Raw genomic sequence first — 21,462 nt, forward strand, 5'->3', positions numbered from 1 at the left:
CCGGGTCGTCCTTGACAAGCTGTCGACAGCGAGTGATATTCCGAACCGGAATACGGACGCTCGGGCGACCGACTGATCGGTTGGCTCGGTCGTGGTCTCCCTTCCCGGTGATGTCACCTGCTCGTGTCGAGTGCCCATGTGGACCGACGGTGCCGCTGAGACCTTTGACGTCTGCGTCTGGCATTGCGCTGCGGTCGACTCACTGCACGGGTCCATTTACGGAGGATGACGGCCGTGATTCGGTATCTCCATGAGATGAAATGGAGCAAAGCCGTTCTCTGGTGCTATTTGATTTGGTATCTCGTCGTGACCTATTTCTACTTCGACCCGTCCCCGAAGATCTGGATGAACTCGATCGGGATCAGTGCGGTGGTCGGTACGGCGTTGATGTTGAGCGTGTCCTCCGGCGGGAATGGGCGAAGAGATTACTGGCAGATGTTCCGTCTCTATCTCATGCCATTCTGCGTGTCGAGCTTCTCAGCTTTGATCAAAGGACAGGGATTTATCTTGTTCGTATCACCACGACTCGAGGAAAGCCTGGCGGCAGTCTCCTCGTGCCTTCTGTTTGTCGCCACCATCTGGGCCGTTAAACTCATGAAGGGAAGCCGTGGCGCCCCTTCACCGCCGGCGATCCAGCCGCTCGACCCATAGACGGTCGCGTCTCTCCCGAGAAGCGAGTCCCGGGCTTGCCACACGCTTGTCTGCCGGGGCCGGATGGGACCCGGTCGCACGATCCCGAGTCGGTCGGTGCGAGAGAATGAGACCCGCCAAGCCGATTAGAGGTCCTTCCGGAAGCAGCGTACCTGCCCGATGTCCTGCCCTTCCGCCTCCCTCGTCGCCCGGGCATACAGATAGAACGCCAGGCTCATCAAAAAGATCGCGTACCAGGTCCAATTCCGGCCGGGTATGAAATGGGCTGTGATGTGGGCCAGAAAGACGTCCATCCACGGTTGATGGGTGGCCACGAGAACGTTCCAGAGAATGTCGGGGAACATGGCGACGAGATGTCCCATGAAGGTCCAGAACAAGGGGTGCCGGGCGATCCGGCCCGACGCGAGCGTGATGGTCCCCATCACGCTCAGGGCGGCGGCGGCGCCGACGAAGAAATGCAAGAACCAGTGAAAGCGCCCGTCGTGCTGCTGATACGAGAGATACAGGAACGCCTCGGCGGCGCCGAACAGCAACCAGGGCCACACGGGATGGACGCGCGCCGGGCTCACGGGTCCATGTCCTCCAGGAGAAGCCGGATTTCCCATGCGCGCCGGTTGTATCCGGGGTCCAGGGTGCGGAACCGTATGAAGCCCGAGGCGTCCACCAACACGTAGCCCACCGGGTAGCCGCCGTCGTTCGGCCTGCGGAGATGAAACGCGCGGGCAACGGCCTCGTCCGGGTCGGCCAGGACGCCGTCGATTCCGGTCTCGATGATCGGCCGCGAGCCGTCCGGCGTGACGACGATCAATCGGGCGTGTGCCGCGAGATCGGACTGATCAGCGAGGTCATGGAACAGGTGCCGTCCCGTGAGGGGTCGATCAAATATGACGACGGCCTTCTCAGCCGCACGTGGAAGACCCCGCACCGCCGGCATCGGCTCGCTGCCGGCCGGGAGCAAGACCCCGGTTCTCTGCTGCGCCTGATCCGGATCGTTCAAGGGATTGCGTTGATGTTCGGCCAGCGCCAGGAGTCCCGCAAACACGGCTGCGGCGGCCATCCAGAGCCCTGCGTAGCGGCGGAGGCCGTATCGTAGGCTCATCATCGGCTTGGGACCGGGTCCGAGCTCCCTGCCAGACGCCTTGCCAGCCAACTCTGGAGGTGCTCGGACACCTCCGGACAGTAGAGCGCGGTGCCGGCGGCGTGGCGTCTCGAGTCGGCCTGCTCCTCTGATACGACGAAGAGCCCCCGGTAGCCGAGCCAACCAAAGAGCCATGTATCGTCTTCGACCGCGATAGGAACCTCGGCGCAGTGCAGCAGCGACGGTTGAACGGCGTAGGCGGCCGCGATCAGATCGAAGGGATAGAAGCCGTCTCGGCCGATCTCTTCACGCCAATAGGCCAGCCAGGACCGAGCACCTTGCGCCACCCAGGCGGCGGCGCCGCCGCGGGCGGTCAGCCCGTGAAGGAGCGCGGCGTCGACGAGGATAGCCCGTGCGGCTTCATAGGGGATGAGGGTGGTCGGCACGCCCAGCGCCACCACCGCGGCCGTCGCCTTCTCGTCCTGCGTCACGTTGAAGTCGCGGAACACGGGACCGTGCCCCAGGAACGAACGCGCCGTGCCGCCTTCGATCGGGTGAAAGACATGGCCCTTTCGGCGGCCCATCACCGCAATGAGCCTCGTCACCCGGGCTCGCAGCTCCGGCCGGCCCTCCAGCGCGACGGCGACGTTCGTCAACGGTCCCAGTGCGAGAATCGCCAGCGGCCCTTGCTCGAGAGCCGCGCGGAGCCTCTCATGGGCCTCGTGCAGGGGAGCGGTGTCGATCGGGGTCTGCTCCGCCAAGGGCCCGGGCGACCCACGGTGAACCGGCACAGCCCGGCCCGTGTCCTGCTCGACCAGGGCGAGCAGCGCGCGGGCGGTCCGATCCGTCTCAGGGAACGCGGCGTTCCCGAAGACCGTCGAGACGCCGACGACCTCGACGCCAGGGTCCTGAGTGAGCAGGAGGAGCGCCAGGCAGTCGTCGGGATCGGCCCGGCGGTCCTGCCCGCACGCCGCGTCCGAGTCGATCCACACGCGGACGGGCGCGGGCGAGAACGGCTGAGCCGGCTCGAGCGGAAGCGATGGCGCCGGCAGTTCGCCGGTGCGCCAGGTCTCGACCGGCATGGCCAGCGTGGCAAGAAGGAAGGCCGCACCGGTGGCCGCCAAGGCGAGAGCCGCCAAGATCGCCGTACGGAGAGAGCGCACGACCGAGACGAAGACGAGCATCCTCACGGGCGCTTGTCTTCCCGCCCTTCCTCTATCGTTTCCTGGTGTAGGTGATCTCCATCATCTTCATCTCTTTCCCGTCGCCGTGCGCGCCGTACATTTCGAAGGTCTGGGTATTGGCGTCCACCAACTTCCACACGGCGCGATGCGTCATCTGTCCGCCGCCCGGTTCCGGGTGGCTTCCCTTCAACGTGATGGTCTTGCCATCGGCGCTGGCCGTGCCTTCCATCGTAAAGATCCCGGTGCCCATGCTATCGATCCACGTCGAGACATAGCGCTTGCGAAGGTTGTCGTATCCGGTGATTCCCATTCCGGAGTAGGGTTGCCCCATCATCGTGCTGGTGAAGTCCTGTTGCAGAAAGCGCCCGTCGAACAACGTCTTCAGCTCAGCGGAGCCGGTGGATTCCGTCGGCGGCTTGTCGGGCTCCATCCATTCTTTGGTCGTCGTGGTCCAGCTCCCGGCCAGGCTCGCAAGCTGCTTGTGCGGGTCGCCGGGCATGGCCAGCTTCTTCCACGTCTCCATCATCGCCTGCGGGTCCATCTGTTTGTCGGATTGTTTCTCTTTCGCCAGCGCCGGCGAGACCAAGAGAACCGCACACAACCCCATGCTCAGGATAGATGACAAACGCATAGGAACCTCCTTGTGATGAAGTGATACGCACATTGAGCCGGCGACGTCACCGGTAGCCGGTCGCATCCGCCGGTTTGCCGGCGTCATGAACCTCACGAAAGTAGCGCCAACAATCCGGCTGCGAGCCGTCAAGGTCGGTGAAGCCATACACGTGTGCCAGTTGGCCGCTCGAGAGCGACTGGCCGGTCCAGCGTGACACCTCCGGGTCGCCGGCCAGGTGGGCGACGGCGCGACCGACGTAGCGCGGCGTTTCACTGATCACGAAGTGCGGTTGTGTGACGGTCGCGTCACGCCAGTTCGCTTCGCTGACACCGTAGTGCTCCAGCATCTGCTCGGAACGCAGCCAGCCCGGGGTCAGGGCGACCGCGGTCCCCTGATAGGGGCGAAGCTCCTGGGCAAGCGCCCAGGCCATGCGAATGACCGAGGTCTTGGCCAGATCATAGAACAGCGACAGCCTGTAGTGCCTCGTGTTGTAGTCAACGGTTCCGTCCGTCATCTCGACCAGCAGTCCACCCGGATGCCTGATCAGGAGCGGCAGGGCGAAGTGGCTCGTGATGATGTGCGTGTCGATGGCCAACCGCAGCATGCGCAACCCGCCTTCCAGCGAGTGCTCCCACACCGGCACGTTCCACTCGATCAAGGGATCCGCACCCCACACGTCGTTGACCAGGACGTCGAGGCGACCTTGCTCGCGCTCGATCCGCGCGACCAATGCCTGGACCTGTGCCGGGTCCAGATGATCGACCTGGACGGGAATGCCCCGGCCGCCGGCCTGCTCCACCAGCTCGGCCGTCTCCTCGATCGTTTCGGGTCGGTTCAGCTCGGAAGGCTGCGAGCTGGTCGTTCGGCCGGTGCAGTACACGGTCGCCCCGGCGGCGCCGAGCTCGACGGCGATGCCGCGGCCGGCGGCCCGCGTGGCCCCCGCCACCAGCGCCACTCTCCCTTTCAATGGGTGCGTCATCTCCACGCTACCGGGCATCGATCATGACCGTGAAGCCGCCGTACGCCATGCGCTTCACGTCGAACGGCATGGCCTTGGGATCACACATGTCCGTGATCCTCGGGTCCTTCATGACCTTGGCGTTGACTCGATCACGGTGCGCGCGCGATTTGAACACGATGTAGGCGAAGACCACCGTCTCGCGGGGCTTGGCTCTGGCGCTTCTCGGAAACGGGACGCCATATGCGACGTTCAGGTCGTCGCCGACGCATTCCCGGTACTCGAGCGCGCCGTGCTCTCGCCAGATCTTGCCGGCCTTGTTGGCCATCCGAAGATAGGCCCGCAGGTTCTTCTTCGGAACGGGGAGCACGAATCCATCGACGTACGGCATACGCATCCTTTCGTGTGTGGTGGACCTACCGCTTCTCTCCGATGCCCAAGTCCCGAAACCGTTCGATGGCCTCGCTCGGCTCGAAGTCCTCGAGGTCGAACACCTGCCGCACTTCGATCTCGCCTTCCTTGCCGTCGCCGGCCGGATTGGGGAACTTCTCCGCCCACGCGCGGGCTTCTTCCCTCGACGCCACTTGGATGAGCGTGTACCCGGCGATCAGCTCCTTGGTCTCCGCGAACGGCCCGTCGATCACCGTCCGCTGCCGGCCGGAATACCTGATCCGCCACCCCTTCGAGCTGGGCTGGAGGCCCGAGCCATCGACCAGCACGCCGGCCTTCTCGAGCGACTCGTGGTAATCCGCCATCTCGGCAATGAGCGGCTCGCTCGGCATGACCCCCGCTTCCGATTCCGTGGTGGCTTTGACGATGATCAGGAACCGCATGGTACCCTCTCCTTCTCGATTGGTTCGAGTCCGCCTCCCGGGCTGCCGCCCGATCGGGTTCCATCTGTTAGTCGAACGAGGACGGGAAAATCGACACGGAACCGCTGCCCGGCGGAACCGTCCTCTGTCTGCTGATAGTCGAACAGGAAATCCAAAATCGACAGAGTCTGCAGCGGTCCTCGCGCGCGGTCCGGTTACACTCGCTCGGCGGCGGAGTCGACGACGGCAATCGCCTCGATCTCGATCATGGCGTCCGGGGAGTACAGCGAGCTGACTTCGACGATGGTGTCGGCGGGGTAGAGAGGGGTGAACCAGTGACCGCGCAGCTCCACGATCCGGTCGAAATACCCCATGTCCGTCAGGAAGATGGTGACTTTGACGACGTTCTGGAGGCTCGATCCGCCGGCGCGCAGCACGCGGTCGAGATTCTCGAAGGCTTGCTTGGCTTGAGCGTCGAAGTCGCCGGCGCCCACGATCCGGCCGCGCGGGTCGATCGCCGCCTGGCCGGAAATGAACAGGAGGTCGCCGACTCGATAGCCCTGCGCGAGCCGGAACGGCTCGTAAGGGTCCGGATCGATGGTGATGCGAGCGATCTTCATGTGTGCCACCTCACGTTCACCCCTTTGCTTCCGCCGGGAGGAGGGTCCCGTGCTCCATCTCTTGGTACGCTTCGCGTGCCGGGGCGGGCCGCCGCTGCGCCGCGATCAGCGAGTAGAACACGGGGACGACGAACAGCGTGAACACGGTGCCGACGGTCATACCGGTGACCAGCACGATGCCAATGCTGTTGCGGGCGGCCGAACCTGGTCCGGACACGAGCACCAAGGGCAGGTGCCCGAAGACGGTGGCCGCGGAGGTCATCAGGACCGGCCGCAACCGCGTGAGCGACGCCTCCCGCAGCGCGGCCGCCTTCGAGAGCCCCCGGGCCTGCAGCGTGTTGGCGAACTCCACGATCAAGATGCCGTTCTTCGCGATCAGGCCGACGAGCGTGATCAGGCCGACCTGGGAATAGATGTTGATCGTCGTCAGGTCCAGGAAACTGAACACCAGCGCTCCCGAGATCGCGAGCGGGACCGAGCCGAGCAGCACGATCAGCGGATCGCGGAAGCTCTGGAACTGGGCCGCGAGCACCAGATAAATGAGGACGACCGCGAAGCCGAGCGTGACGGTGAGCGTCGAGCCTTCGCGCCGGATCTGTCGCGACTCGCCCGCATGATCGAGCGTGACGCCGGGCCCGCCCGCCGCCCTCGCCGCCGTCTCGAGCACGCGCAGCCCTTCCTCTTTCGTGACGCCCGGCTTGACGCCGCCGAAGACGCGGACCGCGTTGCGCTGCTGGAAGCGGTTCAGCGTGCGGGGCGCCGTGCCGGTTTCGATGTGCGTGAACGTCGACACCGGGACGAGCTGTCCGCCCGGCGTCTTGATCTTGAGGTCGAGCAGCGGGCCGACGGTGGCCCGGTCTTCGTCGCCGAGCTGCGGGATCACTTTATAGCTGCGCTCGAAGAAATTGAAGCGGTTCACGTAGGCCCCGCCGAGCATCGTCCCGAGCTCCCGGCCCACCCCGGCCAGGTCGAGCCCGAGGTCCGCCAGGCGTTCCCGGTCGAGCACGACCCGCGCCTCGGGCAGGTCGATCTTCAAGTCCGTGTCGACGTACAGGAACTTGCCGCTGTGCCAGCCGGCGCCGAGCACCGCGCCCGTCGTCGCGACCATCTGCTCGATCGGCGCATCGCTCTCCAACACCAGCTCGACGTCGTACTGGCCGGACGTCGGGAGCGGCGGGTCCAGACGCGGGAAGATGCGCAGCCCGGGAACCCGCGACACCGCCCCGAACACCTCGCCGTACATGTCTTCGGTCGAACGGGTCCGCTCGCGCCAGTCCTTCGCGACCAGGCCGCCGAAGCCGCCCCAGGCGGCCGTCAGAGACCACATGAACCGGGCCTCGGGGAACGACGTGATCGCGCGGACGACCTCCAAGGACTCGCGATTGGTCGCAGCCAGCGTCGAGTCGGGCGACGCTTCCAGAAAGAGGCTGATATGACTCTGGTCCTCGACCGGCGCAAGCTCCTGGCGGGAGAACAGGTAGAGCGGCCAGGCGGCGACCATGATGAGCAGCGACGCGACGACCACGGTCCACCGCATCGTCAGCGCCCCGTCCAGCAGCGCGGCATACCGGCGGCGCACCACCTCGAAGCCGCGGTCGACCAGCCGGCTCAGCCGGCTTTCCTGGCCCTGGGGGTGCACGAACCGCGCGCTCATGACCGGTGAGAGCGTGACCGCGACGAAGCCCGACAGGACGACCGCCGCGGCGAGCGTGATCGCGAACTCCAGGAAGAGCGAGCCGGTCAGGCCGCCCTGGAAGCCGATCGGGGCATAGACGGTCGCCAGGGTGATCGTCATGGCGATGATCGGGCCGATCAGCTCCCGTGCGCCGATGAGGGCCGCCTCCATCCGGGACGTGCCGCGCCGGACGTGCCGCTCGACGTTCTCGACGACGACGATCGCGTCGTCGACGACCAGCCCGACCGACAGCACGATCGCCAGGATCGTCAGGAGGTTCAGACTGAAGCCGAACGCAAACATGAAGAGCGCCGCTCCGATCAGCGAGACCGGCATGGCGACGAGCGGGACCAGCGCCGTCCGGACCGACCCCATGAACAGGAACACCACGAGCGCGACGATCGCGATCGTCTCGCCGAGCGTCTTGGTGATTTCCTTGAGCGCGTTCTCCATGAACATCGTGCCGTCCCAGACGAGGCGCATGTCAATGTCCTTTGGGAGCGTGGGGCGGATGCGCTCCATCTCGTCGCGGAGCCGATGGGCGACGTCGATCTCGTTCGAGCCGACGAGCGGCCAGATCCCGAGGTAGACCCCCTCCGTCTCGTTGTACTTCGCGACCATGTCCGCTTCCTCGGCCCCGAGCTCGACCCGCGCCACGTCGCTGAGACGCACGATGGCGCCCCCTCGGTCGGCGACGATCAGGTTCTCGAATTCGTCGACCGAGCGCAGGTCGGTGTTGGCGAGCAGATTGACCTGCACGGCGTGGCCCTTCGTCCGACCGACGGCCGCCAGATAGTTGTTGCGCCTGAGGGCCGCCTGCACGTCGCCGGGCGAGAGGTTGAACATGGCGAGGCGATCGGGGTCGATCCACACCCGCATGGCGATCTGGCGTCCGCCCTCGATCGTGACGCGTTGGACGCCGGACAGCGTCGACAGTTGCGGCTGCAGGGTGCGCAACAGCCAATCGGTCAGGGCCGGCACGCTCCGCTCCGTCGACGTGAAGCTGAGGTAGAACGACGCGTAGGGCCGATCGGCGCGTTGCACCTCGATCACCGGCGGCTCGGCTTCCGCCGGCAGCTCGGAGCGAACCTGCTGGAGGCGGGCGGTGACCTCGGCGAGCGCCGCCGTGCTGCTGTGGTTCAGCTTCAAGTGCACGGTGACCGTGCTCAGGCCCGCGCGGCTGGTCGACTCGAGGTAGTCGACGCCGCTGACCGCCGAGACCGCCCGCTCGATCGGCGTGGTCAGGAAGCCGCGGACGGTCTCGGCGCTGGCCCCGTAGTAAACGGTCGTGATGATCACCGACGAGCTCTCGATCTTCGGGTATTGCTGGACGGGCAGCGACGACAGGGCGCGCCAACCCACGAGCACCAGCACGAGGTTGACGACGACCGCCAGGACGGGATGCTTGATGAACACGTCGGTGAACGAGCGCATGATGGTCACCTCGCCCCGCCGGCCGTCGTCTCAGGCACGTCGCCGGTTGCGACGAGCACGGCGTCCCGCAGCTTGAACGCCCCCGAGGCCGCCACCCGCTCGCCCGCGGCCAGGCCCGCCTGGATGACGATCTCGTCGCCCAGCATCGGGCCGCTCTCGACGTGCCGCGCATACGCGCGGGGTTTGCCGTCCTTGTCGGACCCGATCACGAACACCTGGTCGCCGCCGGGTCCCCGCCGCACGGCGCTGACCGGAACGGCCACGGCGTTGCGCGGCGGGCCGACCGGCACCCGGACGCGCACGGAGGCCCCGGGAGCCGGCGCGGCGGGGCCGCCCTCGATCCTGGCCCGGACCATCTGGTTGCGGGTCACGGGGTCGACGCGGGCGTCGAGCGCGACGAGCGTGGCGGCGATCGGCGCCGATTGACCGGCGGCGAGGATGTCGACCGCGTCGCCCACCTGGAGGCTTGCAGCGACCTGCTGCGCGACCGTGAAGTCCACGTGCGCCGCGTCGTCGAGGCCCTGGAGGGTCGTCAGTTGGGTGCCCTCGTTCAGGTACTGGCCCGGGTGCACGTCGGCGATGCCGACCCGCCCACGGAAGGGGGCGCGGATGGTCTTGCGGGCGATGATGGCTTTGGTGCGCGCGATCTGGGCCAGGGCCACGTCGCGGTCCGCACGGGCGCGGTCCACCTCCTCCTGGGAAGTCGCCAGGTCCTGGCTCAGAGACTGCCGGCGGTCGAGCACCGTCTTCGCGAGGGCGGCTTGCGCCTCCTGTGCCTTCAGCTCGGCCTCTTCGACGGAGATGTCCAGCGCGACCAGCACGGTACCCGCGTCGACGATCTGCCCGGGTGTGAACCTGACCTCGCGGACGGTGCCGGGCAGCTCATTGCGCACGACGATCGAGCGCAGCGCCAGGACGGTCCCGATCGAGGTGGTGGTCGGCCGGTGCTCGATCTCCTTCGCGACGGCGACCGTCACCGACTCCATCGGCTCCGGCTGGTTTGCCGCGGCCGCTTGGCTTTCCTGAATGGACGCGTACTTCCAGGCGGCCAGGACGAGCCCGAGCGCGAGGAGGGCGGCGAGCAGCAGGGACGGTCCAACCCAGCGACCCCGGCGCGCCAACGTGCCGTTCCCATGATGGAGGGGCTCGTCACGGTCCCACGACGGGTCGAGCGCCCCATGACCGTTCCGCGGTGTTTGGCTGTCCTTCAGTTCGAGCATGTCGTTCGTCAAGCCTCCTGTCCGGTTCCCCCAGTCCGTGTCATGCGACCCAGGCGGAGCAGCGTTTCAACTCGGGCTGTTCCACGTCACGGCGCCTCCCCGAAGAGGAGCACCGGCTCATTGCACGCTGGGGCGACCGGGTGTGTGGCCGGCTCACGAGCCAGGAGGCCGCGCTGACCAGCAGCCCCGCGAGGCCGAGGACGTACGCCCAGGACGCCAGATGAAGCATCAGGAGGAGCGTGCCAAAGCCGAAGTGATCGGGTTTCCACTGTGTCGACAGCTCGAGTCCTCCGGCAGTCATGAGAAGCAGGAGCCCCGCGCTGCCCGTCGCCCATGCCGTCCGTTGCAAGAAGCTGCGTCTGTGAGTCGTACCATCCATCTCGTCACCATGGGTTGCCGCCGCCATCACAGGGAGCTCTGCCGGCGGTTTCGCAGGATCACCGGATCGATCATTTCGCCGCATTGCACGCAGCGCCACACGGGGAACTCGACATAGTCCTCGACCACCATCAGGCCGCCGCATCGCCAACATCCAGTCGGACTGGTGAGCTGTCGTGCATCGAGGGCCTCGTCGTCCGTCAAACCTTTTGCCGGAGCTTTGACTGCCGTTGCCATGGTGGCCTCCCTCCAGATTGCGTCCGCCCTGCCCGCCGTCGATCGTACGTGATCCGACGCTCGTGCCCCGTACGACATGGCATAGATCGTTCCAGGCACGCGGCGGCTCGAGACGAAAGACAAGTCGTGGAGAGAAGAGAGGTTTTGAGAGGGGATCAGCTTCCTCCGTCGGCAGGGGAATCTTGTGACGTGGTCCGCGCGCCGAAAGAGTGGCACGGTGCCGACGGATCGGCGCATTCACGACGTGGAGGGAGGAGTGAGCGGCGACTGGCTCCAAGGCGGGCGGTACCCCTGTCAGTCGGAGCTGACGCGGATGTCGGTGCGGCTGGAAGCCGGATCTGAAATGAAGGTGCGCCTGGGACGGCGGCATCGAAGATTGGGGCGAATGCAGGCTGTGCCCCACTGCCTTGGTGGGCTTATTGCGGGCGGGTGATGCCCAACTTCCGCATCTTGGACTGCAGCGTGGTGCGTTTCATGCCGAGCCGGGCGGCGGCGCCGGACGGCCCGCCGATCGTCCACTTGGCCTCCCGCAAGGCGCGTTCGATGTGCTCGCGTTCGGCCATCTTCAGCGTTGTGACGCCGTTCGATTCCACGCCTCTGGGTTCCACGCCGCCGGGTATCTTCAGCTCGGCGATGGGCACCTGAAGCTGGGTCCCTTGCGACAGGATAACCGCGCGCTCGATGAAATTCTCCAGCTCCCGCACGTTGCCGGGCCATGAGTAGGCCGTCAGCGCGTGCATCGCCTCGGCCGGAATCGTCTCGATCCGTTTGTTCATGCGCCGCGCATAGTTCTGCGCGAAATATCGAACGAGCACGGGGATGTCCTCGCGGCGCTCCCGGAGCGGCGGGACGACGATCGGAAAGACGTTCAACCGATAATACAGATCGCTGCGGAATTGTTTCTCGGCGACCATTTGGCTCAGGTCGCGGTTCGTGGCGGCGATCAACCGCACGTCGACGCGGATCGTCCGCGTGCTCCCCAACCGCTCGAACTCCTGCTCCTGCAACACCCGCAGCAGCTTCGATTGGAGCTCCAGCGGGATCTCCCCCACTTCGTCGAGAAAGATCGTTCCCCCGTTCGCCAACTCAAAGCGCCCGATCTTCTGCGCGATGGCGCCCGTAAACGCGCCCTTTTCATGCCCGAAGAGCTCGCTTTCGAGCAGGCCCGTGGGAATCGCGGCACAGTTCAGCTTGACGAACGTACGTTCGCGACGGCGGCTGAGGGTGTGGAGACTGCGCGCGACCAGTTCCTTGCCGGTCCCGGTCTCGCCTTGGATGAGCACCGTCGAGTCCGTCGGAGCGACGATTTCGACCTGCTTGAGCACGCGCTTGAGGGCGGCGCTGTCGCCCACCATCTCCTCGAAATTGTGCTCGGTCCGGATCTCGTTCTCCAGGTACAGCTTCTCTTCCGCGAGCTTGTCTTTCAGCGCCGCGATTTGGCGATAGGCCAGCGCATTTTCCACGGCGATCGCCACCTGTTGGGCCACCTGGCTCAACAGATCGATCTCGTCCTGGGCAAACGCATCCTCCCCGCGCCTGCCCACGTTCAGCGCGCCCAGCGCGCGGTGGTGGGAGAGCAGCGGGACGCAGCAGAGGGACTTCACCCCCTCATGGAGCAAGTGCTCGCAGGCTTTCGACTCCAGGGACAAACTCTTGAGATCCGCTTCCCGAAAGATCACGGGCTTCTTGGTCGTGATCGCGACACCGGCGGGCGCCTTGCACTGCGCATCCGCCTGTCCTTCTTCGACGACGTTGGTGTTCTTCATGAAGTCGAGGATGTGGATGCGATACCGCCGGGTCTCGGGCTCATACAACAGCAGGCTCGAGCTGTCGTGCTGGATGACTTTGCGCAGACAGGCGCTGACGGCGGTGAACACGTCGTTCAAGTCCAAATTGGACACGACGGCATTGTTGACCTCGAGCAACAGTTGCTGGCGGTCCCGTTCACGCGCCAGTTGCCGCTGGGCGGACCGCGCACTCTCTTCATGCAGCACGTTGTCCACCGCGACGGCGACCTGGGCGGCCACCTGCCGGAGGAATTTCAGCTCCGATTCGCCGAACGCATACGGGCTGAAGCTGCCGAATCCCATTGCCCCCAAGCGTCGTACAGCCGTCGTGAGCGGGAGGAGGCAGTAGGATTCGACGCCGATGCCGCGCAGCAGGGCCGTGGTGTTGGGAAAACGCGTCTCTTCCTCTCGGCGCGGCACCACGAGGGGCTGTTGCGTCCTGAAGACCAATCCGCTGAAGGAACCCTCGACGGGCAGCTCCAACCCGGGCGGAATACTGTCGGCTTCGGCGGTGCCGAGGGTGTGCACGCGCATGACGTTTCTCTCGGGGTCATGCAGCGTGAGCGCGATGAACTCAAACGGGACCATGGCGGGGAGACGCCTGGCGAGATCGCGAAAGAGTCCCGTGAGGTCGCGATGCGACACGATGGATTCCGAGACCTCGAGGAGAAACCGGAGCCGATCCCGATCCCGGCTCAACTCCTCGTGGTGGAGGACGTTGTCGACGGCCACCGCGACCTGTCTGCCGATCTGTTGGAGCAGGGCGACGTCCGCCTCGCCGTAGGCTGCCTTCTGGATACTGGCAAATCCCATGGCGCCGAGCCGCCGCAGCGCCGTGGTCAGGGGCACGATGCAGAAGGAGCTGATGCCGTCTTCCCGCATGCGTTGCGTGACGGTCGGCCAGCGGACTTCTTCCGCGACGTTCGGCACGACGATGGGCTGCTGCGTTTGCCACACCAAGCCGGCCGGCGTCTCTTCGATCGGCTCCCCGTAGCCCCCGATGATGTCGGCCGGCACATTCGCCTGCAGCGTGTGGAGCCGCATCACATGGCACGCGGGGTCGTACAAGGAGAGCGCGATGAAATTCACCTGCACGACGCGAGGCAGCCGCTGGGTGAGGTCCTGAAACAGCTCATGGAGGTTGTGGCGGGTCGAGATCAGCTCCGCGACCTCGAGCAGCGTCCGGTATTGTTCGGCGAGCGTATCGCAGGGGGAGATCGACCGGCCGTCCATGGCGCTCAGTATGGGCCATTCATCGCATGGTCTCAAGGGGGTCCGTGCCCCTCGCCCCTCCTAGCCGCCCGCCATGGCGCCGACGATCAGGAACGGCTCGGCGCCCGTGGCGACGGCGTCGGGGAGGGAGGCATCCGGCGATTCGTGGGACAGATCCTGCTCGCAGGCGAAGAACCGGATGAACGGCCGGCGCCGCCGGGTGACGTGGTCGCGGATCGTTCCCCGCAACATCGGATAGCGCGCCTCGAGCGCATCCAACGCCGAGCCGAGCGTGACCGGACCGTCGACCTCCAGTTTCACCTCGCCGTCCACGCGCGCCAATGTCCGCAGATGGGCGGGAAGGATGATTCGGACCATGGCAGTCGTTAACCGTTAAATGTTCTTCGTTAAACGTTATTTGTTAAACGTTAGTCGTCCAGAACATCACTGGACCTTAACCTTAACCTCAACCTCAACCTTCTACAAGGTCTGGACCTCTACGGACAGCACCGCCGGAAAATCGTGGACGATCGCGGTCCAACTGTCGCCGTTGTCCGACGACCCATACACCTGTCCGCCGGTCGTGCCGAAGTAGAGGCCGCACGGATCGAGCGCATCAACCGCCATCGCGTCGCGCAGCACGTTCACGTAACAGTCGCGTTGCGGCAGGCCTTTGGTCAGCGGTTCCCATTCGTTCCCGCCCGTCCGGCTGCGGTAGACGCGCAGCTTCCCGTCCGGCGGGAAGTGCTCGGAATCGCTCTTGATCGGGACGACGTAGATCGTCTTCGGCTCATGGGCATGTACTGCGATCGGGAAGCCGAAGTCGGATGGCAGGTTCCCGCTGATTTCGTGCCACGACCCGCCGGCATCGTCGCTGCGCAGGACGTCCCAGTGCTTCTGCATGAACAGCACATTCGGGCGGGAAGGGTGCATGGCGATCCGGTGCACGCAGTGGCCGACCTCGGCATCGGGGTCCGGTAATTCATATTTCGACTGCAGTCCCCGGTTCATGGGCCGCCACGTCGCGCCGGCGTCGTCGCTCCCGAAAACACCGGCGGCCGAGATGGCGACGAGGATCCGCTTCGGATTATTGGGGTCCAGCACGATCGTGTGCAGGCACATCCCGCCCGCGCCGGGTTGCCAGAGATTCCCTTTCACCGCGCGCAGCCCGGGCAGCTCCTGCCACGACCGACCGCCGTCGGTCGAGCGGAACAAGGCCGCATCTTCGACGCCGGCATAGACGACATCGGGGTCGCTCAGCGACGGCTCGAGATGCCAGACGCGCTTGAACTCCCAGGGCTTTTGCGTGCCGTCGTACCATTGATGCGTGGTGAGCGGCCTGCCGGTCTCGGCGGACGCATCGTAGAGAAACATGTTGCTCTCGCCCTTCGGCATGCCATCCGGCCCCATGAGGTCTTCGGGTTTGGTGCCAGGGGCGTACCACGTTTTTCCGCCGTCATCCGAGCGTTGGATGACCTGTCCGAACCAGCCGCTGGTCTGGGACGCGTAAACCCGATTCGGATCAGCCGGCGATCCCTTGAGGTGGTACAGTTCCCAGCCGCCGAACAATGGACCGTTGATGTCCCAGTTCTTGCGTGTGCCGTCCGAGGTCAGCACGAATGCGCCTTTGCGTGTCCCAACCAATAGCCGTACCGTGCTCATCATGCTCTCCTTTGCAGAAGACCCGCTTCAGTGTCCGCTCGTCTCAACCGCCATGATCCATCAGATCTCGGCCCTGTGATCACAGCGATGTTCCCGTCAACTGTTCGGCGCGACTCGCCTGATCCGACGCACGTGTTCTCTCCGCGCACGTCGCGGCCACCGGCCGGACTTCGACGACACAACCGTGTTCGAGCCCCGGACATCGCTTGGCGATGTCGAGCGCCTCATCCATGCCGGCGACGCGAAGGTAGAAGTAGCCGGCGATCGCTTCTTTGGATTCGGCGAACGGGCCATCGGTGACGAGCAGTCCGTTCTCGCCGGACACGAGCTTGCCCTCGCCGTGCAGCGGATGGCCGCCCGTGCACTTGCCCTGCTGGATCAGCCCCTCGAACCACGTCATCCAGTCGGAGACGACCCTCTGGTGTTGCTCCGGCGACAGCCGCTTTTCCCAGTCGGTGCCGCGAAAGAGCAAGAGATAATCGTGTTGTGGTGTCTGTTGCGACATGGCATCCTCCTTCATCGTGGTGAACGTTCCCCTGACATCGACTAGTCGTTCTGCATGCTCGAAATCGACAAGGCCCGGTTCGTCTTAGGCAGCGGGGCCGGCTGCTTCATCCTTTCTTTATCTCGGTGTCTGGAGATCAGGTCCCCGGTGTCCGCATCCTTTTGTCGTCCGCGAGGCGTGAAATCGACGGCGCCGGGAAGCCGTGGCAGTCCGCCGGTTATTCATGGGGCAGGCCCGGCACCTCTCTCACCGGCCGCACCTCCACCGTGCCGATCCGTGCCCCGGGCACACGAGTGGCGATGAGGACTGCCTCATTGAAGTCTTTGGCATCGATCAGAAAGTAGCCGGCGAGCTGCTCCTTCGTCTCCGCAAACGGCCCATCGGTGACGATCTGCCTCCCGTCGCGCACGCGGACGATGGCGGCCGTATCCGCCGGGTGCAACGGTGACGCGCTCACGTATTGGCCGTTGCCGTGAAGCTGGTGGGTGAGCTGGATCGATTCCGCCAGCATCGCTTGCCGCGTGGCCTCGTTCAGCTTCCCGAACGCCTCTTCATCATGGTGAACGAGCAACATGTATTTCATCTCAGTCCTCTGGTTCGTGAGCTCCTTCGGCGACGGCCACGCCTCGTCCCTCGACTCCGTCTACCGAGTCTCGCTTGCTTGCATCTGAGCAAAAAAGGCGTGTCCACGTTTCTGGATTTCTTCTTGCGAGAGATCCTCTTTGCGGGTTGCCACGCTCCATTTGTGCCCGAACGGATCGACAAACTGCCCGCATCGATCACCCCAGAACATATCGGTGACCGGCATCGCCACGGTTGCGCCGGCTGAGGTGGCGCGGGCAAACGCCTTATCAACGTCTTCGACGTACAGGTACAGCGCGACCGGTGTCCCTCCCAGCGACTGCGGGCTGCGGCAGCCGTGCTCGACCTGCTCACCCCCGAGCATGATGACGGAGTTCCCGATCTTGAGCTCCGCATGCATGATGCTTTTTCCATCCGGCCCGACGAACCGACTCCGTTGCTCGGCGCCAAGGGCGCGCGTATAGAAGTCGATGGCCTTGTCCACTTCCCGAACCGTCAACGCCGGAGTAATGCTGTGATAGCCAGTCGGAATGGGCTTGACCTGTGTTGCCATGACGGTCTCCTTTCTGATTATTCTCTGATGATTCGCGATCAGTTCGGCAAACCCGGTATCTCGATCACCGGTCGAACTTCCACGGTCCCTTTCCGCGCCATCGGAATGCGCTCCGCGATCGCGATGGCCTCGTCGAGATCCTTCGCGTCGACGAGAAAGTAGCCGCCGAGCTGCTCGTGCGTCTCGGCGAACGGCCCGTCCGTGACGAGCCGCTTGCCGTTGCGCACGCGGACACTGGTCGCCATGGAAGTCGGATGCAAGGGGTTCGCCCCCAGATAGTGTCCGTTGGCTTTCAGCTCCTGAGCGAGCTGCGCGGACTCGACGTAACAGTCGCGCCGCTCGGTCTCGCTCAGCGCCTCCTCGTCACCGTAGATCAGCAACAAATATTTCATGGGGCGGTCTCCAGGTAGTCGGTCGCAACCGGGTCACGAATTCTCGTATGCCTGCTTCAAACGTTCAATGTCGATTTTGCCCATTTGGAGCATGGCTTCCATCACTCGTTTCGACTTCTGAGGATCCGGGTCGTTCAGCATCTCGTTCAAAATCGTAGGCGTGATCTGCCATGACAAGCCATATCGGTCTTTCAGCCAGCCGCACGGCCCTTCTTCTCCGCCTCGAGAGAGCTTGTCCCAATACTCGTCGACTTCCTCCTGCGTCGTACAGCTTACGGAGAATGAGATGGCCTCCGTGAATGTGAAGTGCGGCCCGCCGTTCAATGCGATGAAGTCTTGCCCCTCGAGCTGAAAGACCACGGTCATCACGGTGCCTTTGGGACCGGGCCCGGCTTCTCCATAATGGGTCATCGTCACGATCCTCGAGTTCTTGAAAACCGAAACGTAAAAGCGTGCCGCTTCCTCGGCCTGGTTGTCGAACCACAGGAACGGCGTGATTCTTGGCATAAAGCGCGGCTCCTTGCACCAGAATTCGAACGACGGTGACGACTGCACGAGATTTGAACAGGATGACGGCGGCCTCCCTGTGTGACCCCCGGCGATCCGGTTCCGATGGAAACCTCAAGCGCCGTGGACATCCTATAGTCGTCGGGGATGGGCAAAATCGACAGTCAGCCACCGGCAGGGAAATCAAGGCCTTCGGTTGGGCTGCCCGGCGTGGATCGGTTCACTGATTGTCTGATCGATCCGCGGTGGCGCTGTCCGCCGTCTCGGCGCGCGGCTGACCTGACTTGACACGCACTACACATCAGCGGATCTCGAACGCCTCGGTTGATCTCTCTTAAGATGAGCCGTCGGCTGACGAGGAATTCGAATTCGACGAGAGGCGTCCCTCTAAGCCATTTACCTAAAGGGTTCGTTCAGCGTGAAGTCAATGACGTTGCTTGACAAATCATCATAAGCAAGCGATATTCCGCGCGAAATAGATCATTGTGAAATGAAGTTCCGATCAGCAGGTAGCCGGGATGACTATCTCGACGCAATGAGCCAAGGTTCGTTTGGGCCTGCGGTGATGAGACTTGAATGAAATTCTCTTGGGACCCGAAGAAGGCCGTGCCAATCTGAAGAAGCATGGGGTCTCATTTGAGGAAGCATCAACGGTCTTTCTTGATGTATTGTCGGTTACGGGCGCGGATCCAGACCATTCTGTTGGAGAGCAGCGCTTTGTGACCTTTGGCGCTTCGAATCGGAATCGGCTGCTGATCGTGGCGCATACCGGGGAAGGTGAGGGCCCGGAGAAAAGGGGTCGGGAGTCGATGCGGGGCATGGTTTCCGTTCTCGTCGGAGCGCATTCTGGACTACGTGGACGATGGTGGTTTCGCCGACATGAGATGTAGAGGATAAGACTCCCGACCCCTTTTCTTCCCCCTTTAGCGGTAAAGAAAAAAATGAGTAAAGAAGTTCGTTGGCAGCACGCTACTGGAAGGCGGTTGTGTCTGTTGGAAGCAATAAGGCCTTAGGCGGACAGTAATTTGCTGTGCCGGGAGCGGTCTTCTTTTCCGCCCAGCAATAAAAAGACAACCTTGCGCCGAACTCATTCTGAGTCGAAGGGTTGACGAATGAAGCTCTTAACATTTAAAGCGATCCGCTACCGCAGCCTACGCGATGAAAGCATCGAACTTCGTGACCTAAATGTGTTCATTGGCACGAACGCCTCAGGAAAGAGCACCATACTGGATGCGCTTCGCTTCCTTCATGAGGGAGTACAAGAACGTGACTTCAGACAGCCTGTCTTCTCGCGTGGTGGAATTCTCCATCTGGCCTGGAAAGGAGAGGAAGCTCGACAGATTGAGCTTACAGTGCGTCTAGAAGATGCTGGCAAGGTCTACGAATGGTCGATCCGGCTTGCAAGAGAAGGCTACGAGTTCTCCGTTCAAGAGCACGTTGATGAATTGCCTTGCGGCTCTCCGCCAAACCGCCTGCTCGATGCCAATAATGGAATGGGATGGTGGTGGTCTGCTGAGAAGGCAGGGCAGAGGGTTACCCTACAACAGGGCCCAACAGCCTGTGCGCTTGCAGCGGCGGCGGCTGATGCAGCGTTTCCAGCGCGTGGCGTCGCAGAATTCGTGAGCCGCTGGGGTTTCTTCGATCCGAACCCGTTCCTGCTCCGCCGTGACTGGGCCAATTTGGACTCGTCTCATTTCGATCCTTACGGCCGAAACCTTGGTGAGAGGCTTTACTTGCTTCATAAGGCTTCGCCGGAAATTTTCACTCAGATTGTGTCGGCGACTCGGTCGGTCTTAGGATTGCCGTCGAACATTGAGCCTCGCGAATCTGAGGATCGCTTTTATTTTGTACAGACCGAACCTGGGCTTCAATATTCAGTGCATCAAATGGGAGTATCCAGTGGAACTCTTCGTATGCTGGCTCTCATGACAGCGCTTTTTGGTGAAGCCGGCACGAACTTGATCGGGATTGAGGAGCCGGAGAACCATATTCACCCAACAGCCTTGGCCTCCTTTGCCGAATACCTTTTGAAGGCGCGTGATCGCGTTCAGATCCTTGTGACGACGCACTCCCCTCTCCTGCTCGACTTCCTGAATGAGCCTGCAGCTATTTATGTCGTTCGGCACACCGGCCAGCTAGGCACACGCGTGAAGCGGGAAAAGAATGTGGATTCTGTCCGGCAAGCGTTGGAAGCTTCTGGGTTCGGACTCGGGGAGTTTTACGAGACCAAAGGCTTCGGGGGCTAAGCAAGATGGCAAAACGCGTAATCGTCGTCGCCTCGGGCGAAACCGAACGCCGTTCTCTGCCTCACCTGGTGGAGCACCTAAAGTCTGAAGATATCTTTGTGACCGAAATACGTATACCGCCAAGAAGTAAGGCGCTCAATGTCGAGATGGCAGAAAGGCTTGTGAAGGCCGCGTGGTATGAAAACATCGCTGCCCCGCCGGATAAATTTGTTGTTCTGATGGATCTTGATGGTAAAAGCCCCGATGACGTCATCCGCCCATTACAGGAACAACTTCCCGTACGCCTCGGTCCGAAGATCCAGGCAACAATACAGTATGCATACGCACAATGGCATCTTGAGGCTTGGTATTTTGCTGATGCCACAGGGCTAAGAACATACCTAGGGCGCGATCTTGGCCAGATAGATAGCTCTCAACCGGACGATATCCTGAATCCTAAGCGGCATCTAAAGCAGTTGTTGGGAGAGCAAGCTTATACAGCTGTGCTCGCCGAAGAGATTGCAAAGTGTCTGAATGCAAGAACGATCGGCCAGCGAAGCCCGAGCTTTCATGGATTCGTTGATGCCGTTAGAAATGGAGAAATTTTGCCTGGGGATTGGGGGGGAGTGACACCTGCCACATGAAAAAACGAAAAGAGGGACATTCTGACCCCTATTCTTGTCCATGTCTTGAGCCAGCCTGCCCTTCACCACGAAAAGGCCGATGTCCTCATCAAGCGCTTTCTGATGTCTCCAAATGTCACAGGCTGAACTGCCGAGCAACGAAGGATCTGCTGCATCACCGTGAAGCATGGGTCGAACTCAGGAAGCGTTTGCGAACCGGACTGATCACTGAGTGGAGGTGGTTCTGATCTCACGAGCCGTTCAGCGCTTTTCCGTCCAATTGCCAGTCGCCTTCGACGGGGATACCGAGGGGGTGGGCGTGATCCGCGACCTTTCCATTAATGGCTGTCGCATTGCCAGCGGAACCGTGCTTCAGCCGGGAGCAGCGGTGAGCCTGAGCCTCCACCCCGGGGATGGGCCACCGATCATGATCGAAGTTGCGGAAGTTCGATGGGCGACCGCCTGGGAGTTTGGCGTCCTTTTCCGGACGCTGGAAGCCGACGCTCAGGAACGGCTGCTTGCCTTCATCAGTACACTCCCCTCGGCGTAACTCG

General features: G+C 63.2%; 25 protein-coding genes. 5 read left to right on the top strand and 20 right to left on the bottom strand.

Annotated elements, in window-relative coordinates:
* The first annotated feature begins 225 nt into the window (after window positions 1-225).
* Entirely contained in the window at window positions 226-651 is a 426-nt protein-coding gene (locus ACWHYV_RS07850; protein ID WP_447980093.1) for a hypothetical protein, read from the top strand.
* Between the two features lie 125 nt (window positions 652-776).
* On the opposite strand, the gene ACWHYV_RS07855 is transcribed toward ACWHYV_RS07850, so the two are convergent.
* From ACWHYV_RS07855 to ACWHYV_RS07950, 20 genes are all read right to left on the bottom strand, one after another.
* Entirely contained in the window at window positions 777-1,220 is a 444-nt protein-coding gene (locus tag ACWHYV_RS07855; RefSeq protein WP_447980094.1) for a hypothetical protein, read from the bottom strand.
* The gene (locus ACWHYV_RS07860; RefSeq protein WP_447980095.1) at window positions 1,217-1,753 is read right to left on the bottom strand and encodes a hypothetical protein; all 537 of its coding nucleotides are present in this window, start codon (window positions 1,751-1,753) and stop codon (window positions 1,217-1,219) included. The genes ACWHYV_RS07855 and ACWHYV_RS07860 overlap by 4 nt, the downstream gene beginning before the upstream one ends.
* A complete protein-coding gene (locus ACWHYV_RS07865) occupies window positions 1,750-2,913 on the bottom strand; it encodes a nucleoside hydrolase (protein WP_447980703.1) in 1,164 nt (387 codons plus the stop codon). Before ACWHYV_RS07865 ends, ACWHYV_RS07860 begins: the two co-directional genes overlap by 4 nt.
* 31 nt (window positions 2,914-2,944) lie before the next feature.
* Complete coding sequence (locus tag ACWHYV_RS07870) at window positions 2,945-3,544, bottom strand: DUF1579 domain-containing protein (RefSeq protein ID WP_447980096.1); 600 nt, start codon at window positions 3,542-3,544, stop codon at window positions 2,945-2,947.
* Window positions 3,545-3,590: 46 nt separating this feature from the next.
* The gene (locus ACWHYV_RS07875; protein WP_447980097.1) at window positions 3,591-4,505 is read right to left on the bottom strand and encodes an SDR family oxidoreductase; all 915 of its coding nucleotides are present in this window, start codon (window positions 4,503-4,505) and stop codon (window positions 3,591-3,593) included.
* 7 nt (window positions 4,506-4,512) lie between these two features.
* On the bottom strand, window positions 4,513-4,875 hold the full coding sequence (locus tag ACWHYV_RS07880; RefSeq protein ID WP_447980098.1) for a DUF1428 domain-containing protein: 363 nt from the start codon (window positions 4,873-4,875) through the stop codon (window positions 4,513-4,515).
* A gap of 25 nt (window positions 4,876-4,900) precedes the next feature.
* On the bottom strand, window positions 4,901-5,317 hold the full coding sequence (locus ACWHYV_RS07885; protein ID WP_447980099.1) for a YciI family protein: 417 nt from the start codon (window positions 5,315-5,317) through the stop codon (window positions 4,901-4,903).
* A gap of 194 nt (window positions 5,318-5,511) precedes the next feature.
* Window positions 5,512-5,916: a RidA family protein gene (locus ACWHYV_RS07890; RefSeq protein ID WP_447980100.1), complete on the bottom strand. Its 405-nt coding sequence runs from the start codon at window positions 5,914-5,916 to the stop codon at window positions 5,512-5,514.
* A gap of 16 nt (window positions 5,917-5,932) precedes the next feature.
* Window positions 5,933-9,025, bottom strand: a complete 3,093-nt coding sequence (locus ACWHYV_RS07895) for an efflux RND transporter permease subunit (protein ID WP_447980101.1) — start codon at window positions 9,023-9,025, stop codon at window positions 5,933-5,935.
* A 5-nt stretch (window positions 9,026-9,030) separates the two neighbouring features.
* Window positions 9,031-10,245 carry an efflux RND transporter periplasmic adaptor subunit gene (locus ACWHYV_RS07900; RefSeq protein WP_447980102.1) on the bottom strand — a complete coding sequence of 405 codons (1,215 nt, stop codon included), beginning with the start codon at window positions 10,243-10,245 and terminating at the stop codon, window positions 9,031-9,033.
* Window positions 10,246-10,285: 40 nt separating this feature from the next.
* A complete protein-coding gene (locus ACWHYV_RS07905) occupies window positions 10,286-10,624 on the bottom strand; it encodes a hypothetical protein (protein WP_447980103.1) in 339 nt (112 codons plus the stop codon).
* A gap of 26 nt (window positions 10,625-10,650) precedes the next feature.
* Window positions 10,651-10,860 carry a hypothetical protein gene (locus ACWHYV_RS07910; protein WP_447980104.1) on the bottom strand — a complete coding sequence of 70 codons (210 nt, stop codon included), beginning with the start codon at window positions 10,858-10,860 and terminating at the stop codon, window positions 10,651-10,653.
* Between the two features lie 416 nt (window positions 10,861-11,276).
* The gene (locus ACWHYV_RS07915) at window positions 11,277-13,880 is read right to left on the bottom strand and encodes a sigma 54-interacting transcriptional regulator (protein ID WP_447980105.1); all 2,604 of its coding nucleotides are present in this window, start codon (window positions 13,878-13,880) and stop codon (window positions 11,277-11,279) included.
* Between the two features lie 60 nt (window positions 13,881-13,940).
* Window positions 13,941-14,237, bottom strand: a complete 297-nt coding sequence (locus ACWHYV_RS07920; RefSeq protein WP_447980106.1) for a MoaD/ThiS family protein — start codon at window positions 14,235-14,237, stop codon at window positions 13,941-13,943.
* A gap of 102 nt (window positions 14,238-14,339) precedes the next feature.
* A complete protein-coding gene (locus ACWHYV_RS07925) occupies window positions 14,340-15,521 on the bottom strand; it encodes a WD40/YVTN/BNR-like repeat-containing protein (RefSeq protein ID WP_447980107.1) in 1,182 nt (393 codons plus the stop codon).
* Between the two features lie 79 nt (window positions 15,522-15,600).
* The gene (locus ACWHYV_RS07930) at window positions 15,601-16,026 is read right to left on the bottom strand and encodes a YciI family protein (protein WP_447980108.1); all 426 of its coding nucleotides are present in this window, start codon (window positions 16,024-16,026) and stop codon (window positions 15,601-15,603) included.
* Between the two features lie 217 nt (window positions 16,027-16,243).
* Window positions 16,244-16,609, bottom strand: coding sequence for a YciI family protein (locus tag ACWHYV_RS07935; protein WP_447980109.1), 366 nt, complete (start codon window positions 16,607-16,609; stop codon window positions 16,244-16,246).
* Between the two features lie 60 nt (window positions 16,610-16,669).
* A complete protein-coding gene (locus ACWHYV_RS07940) occupies window positions 16,670-17,161 on the bottom strand; it encodes a VOC family protein (RefSeq protein ID WP_447980110.1) in 492 nt (163 codons plus the stop codon).
* Window positions 17,162-17,199: 38 nt separating this feature from the next.
* Window positions 17,200-17,553, bottom strand: coding sequence for a YciI family protein (locus ACWHYV_RS07945; RefSeq protein WP_447980111.1), 354 nt, complete (start codon window positions 17,551-17,553; stop codon window positions 17,200-17,202).
* 33 nt (window positions 17,554-17,586) lie between these two features.
* Entirely contained in the window at window positions 17,587-18,060 is a 474-nt protein-coding gene (locus ACWHYV_RS07950) for a VOC family protein (RefSeq protein ID WP_447980112.1), read from the bottom strand.
* Between the two features lie 587 nt (window positions 18,061-18,647).
* Here ACWHYV_RS07950 and ACWHYV_RS07955 point away from each other — a divergent pair.
* From ACWHYV_RS07955 to ACWHYV_RS07970, 4 genes are all read left to right on the top strand, one after another.
* Window positions 18,648-18,950 carry a BrnT family toxin gene (locus tag ACWHYV_RS07955; RefSeq protein WP_447980704.1) on the top strand — a complete coding sequence of 101 codons (303 nt, stop codon included), beginning with the start codon at window positions 18,648-18,650 and terminating at the stop codon, window positions 18,948-18,950.
* 222 nt (window positions 18,951-19,172) lie between these two features.
* Complete coding sequence (locus ACWHYV_RS07960) at window positions 19,173-20,306, top strand: AAA family ATPase (RefSeq protein WP_447980113.1); 1,134 nt, start codon at window positions 19,173-19,175, stop codon at window positions 20,304-20,306.
* Between the two features lie 5 nt (window positions 20,307-20,311).
* Window positions 20,312-20,929, top strand: coding sequence for a DUF4276 family protein (locus tag ACWHYV_RS07965; protein WP_447980114.1), 618 nt, complete (start codon window positions 20,312-20,314; stop codon window positions 20,927-20,929).
* Window positions 20,930-21,146: 217 nt separating this feature from the next.
* Window positions 21,147-21,458 (top strand): PilZ domain-containing protein, encoded by a 312-nt coding sequence (locus ACWHYV_RS07970; protein WP_447980115.1) that lies wholly within the window; start codon window positions 21,147-21,149, stop codon window positions 21,456-21,458.
* Window positions 21,459-21,462 lie beyond the last annotated feature (4 nt).

The organism is Candidatus Nitrospira bockiana, from assembly GCF_965152565.1.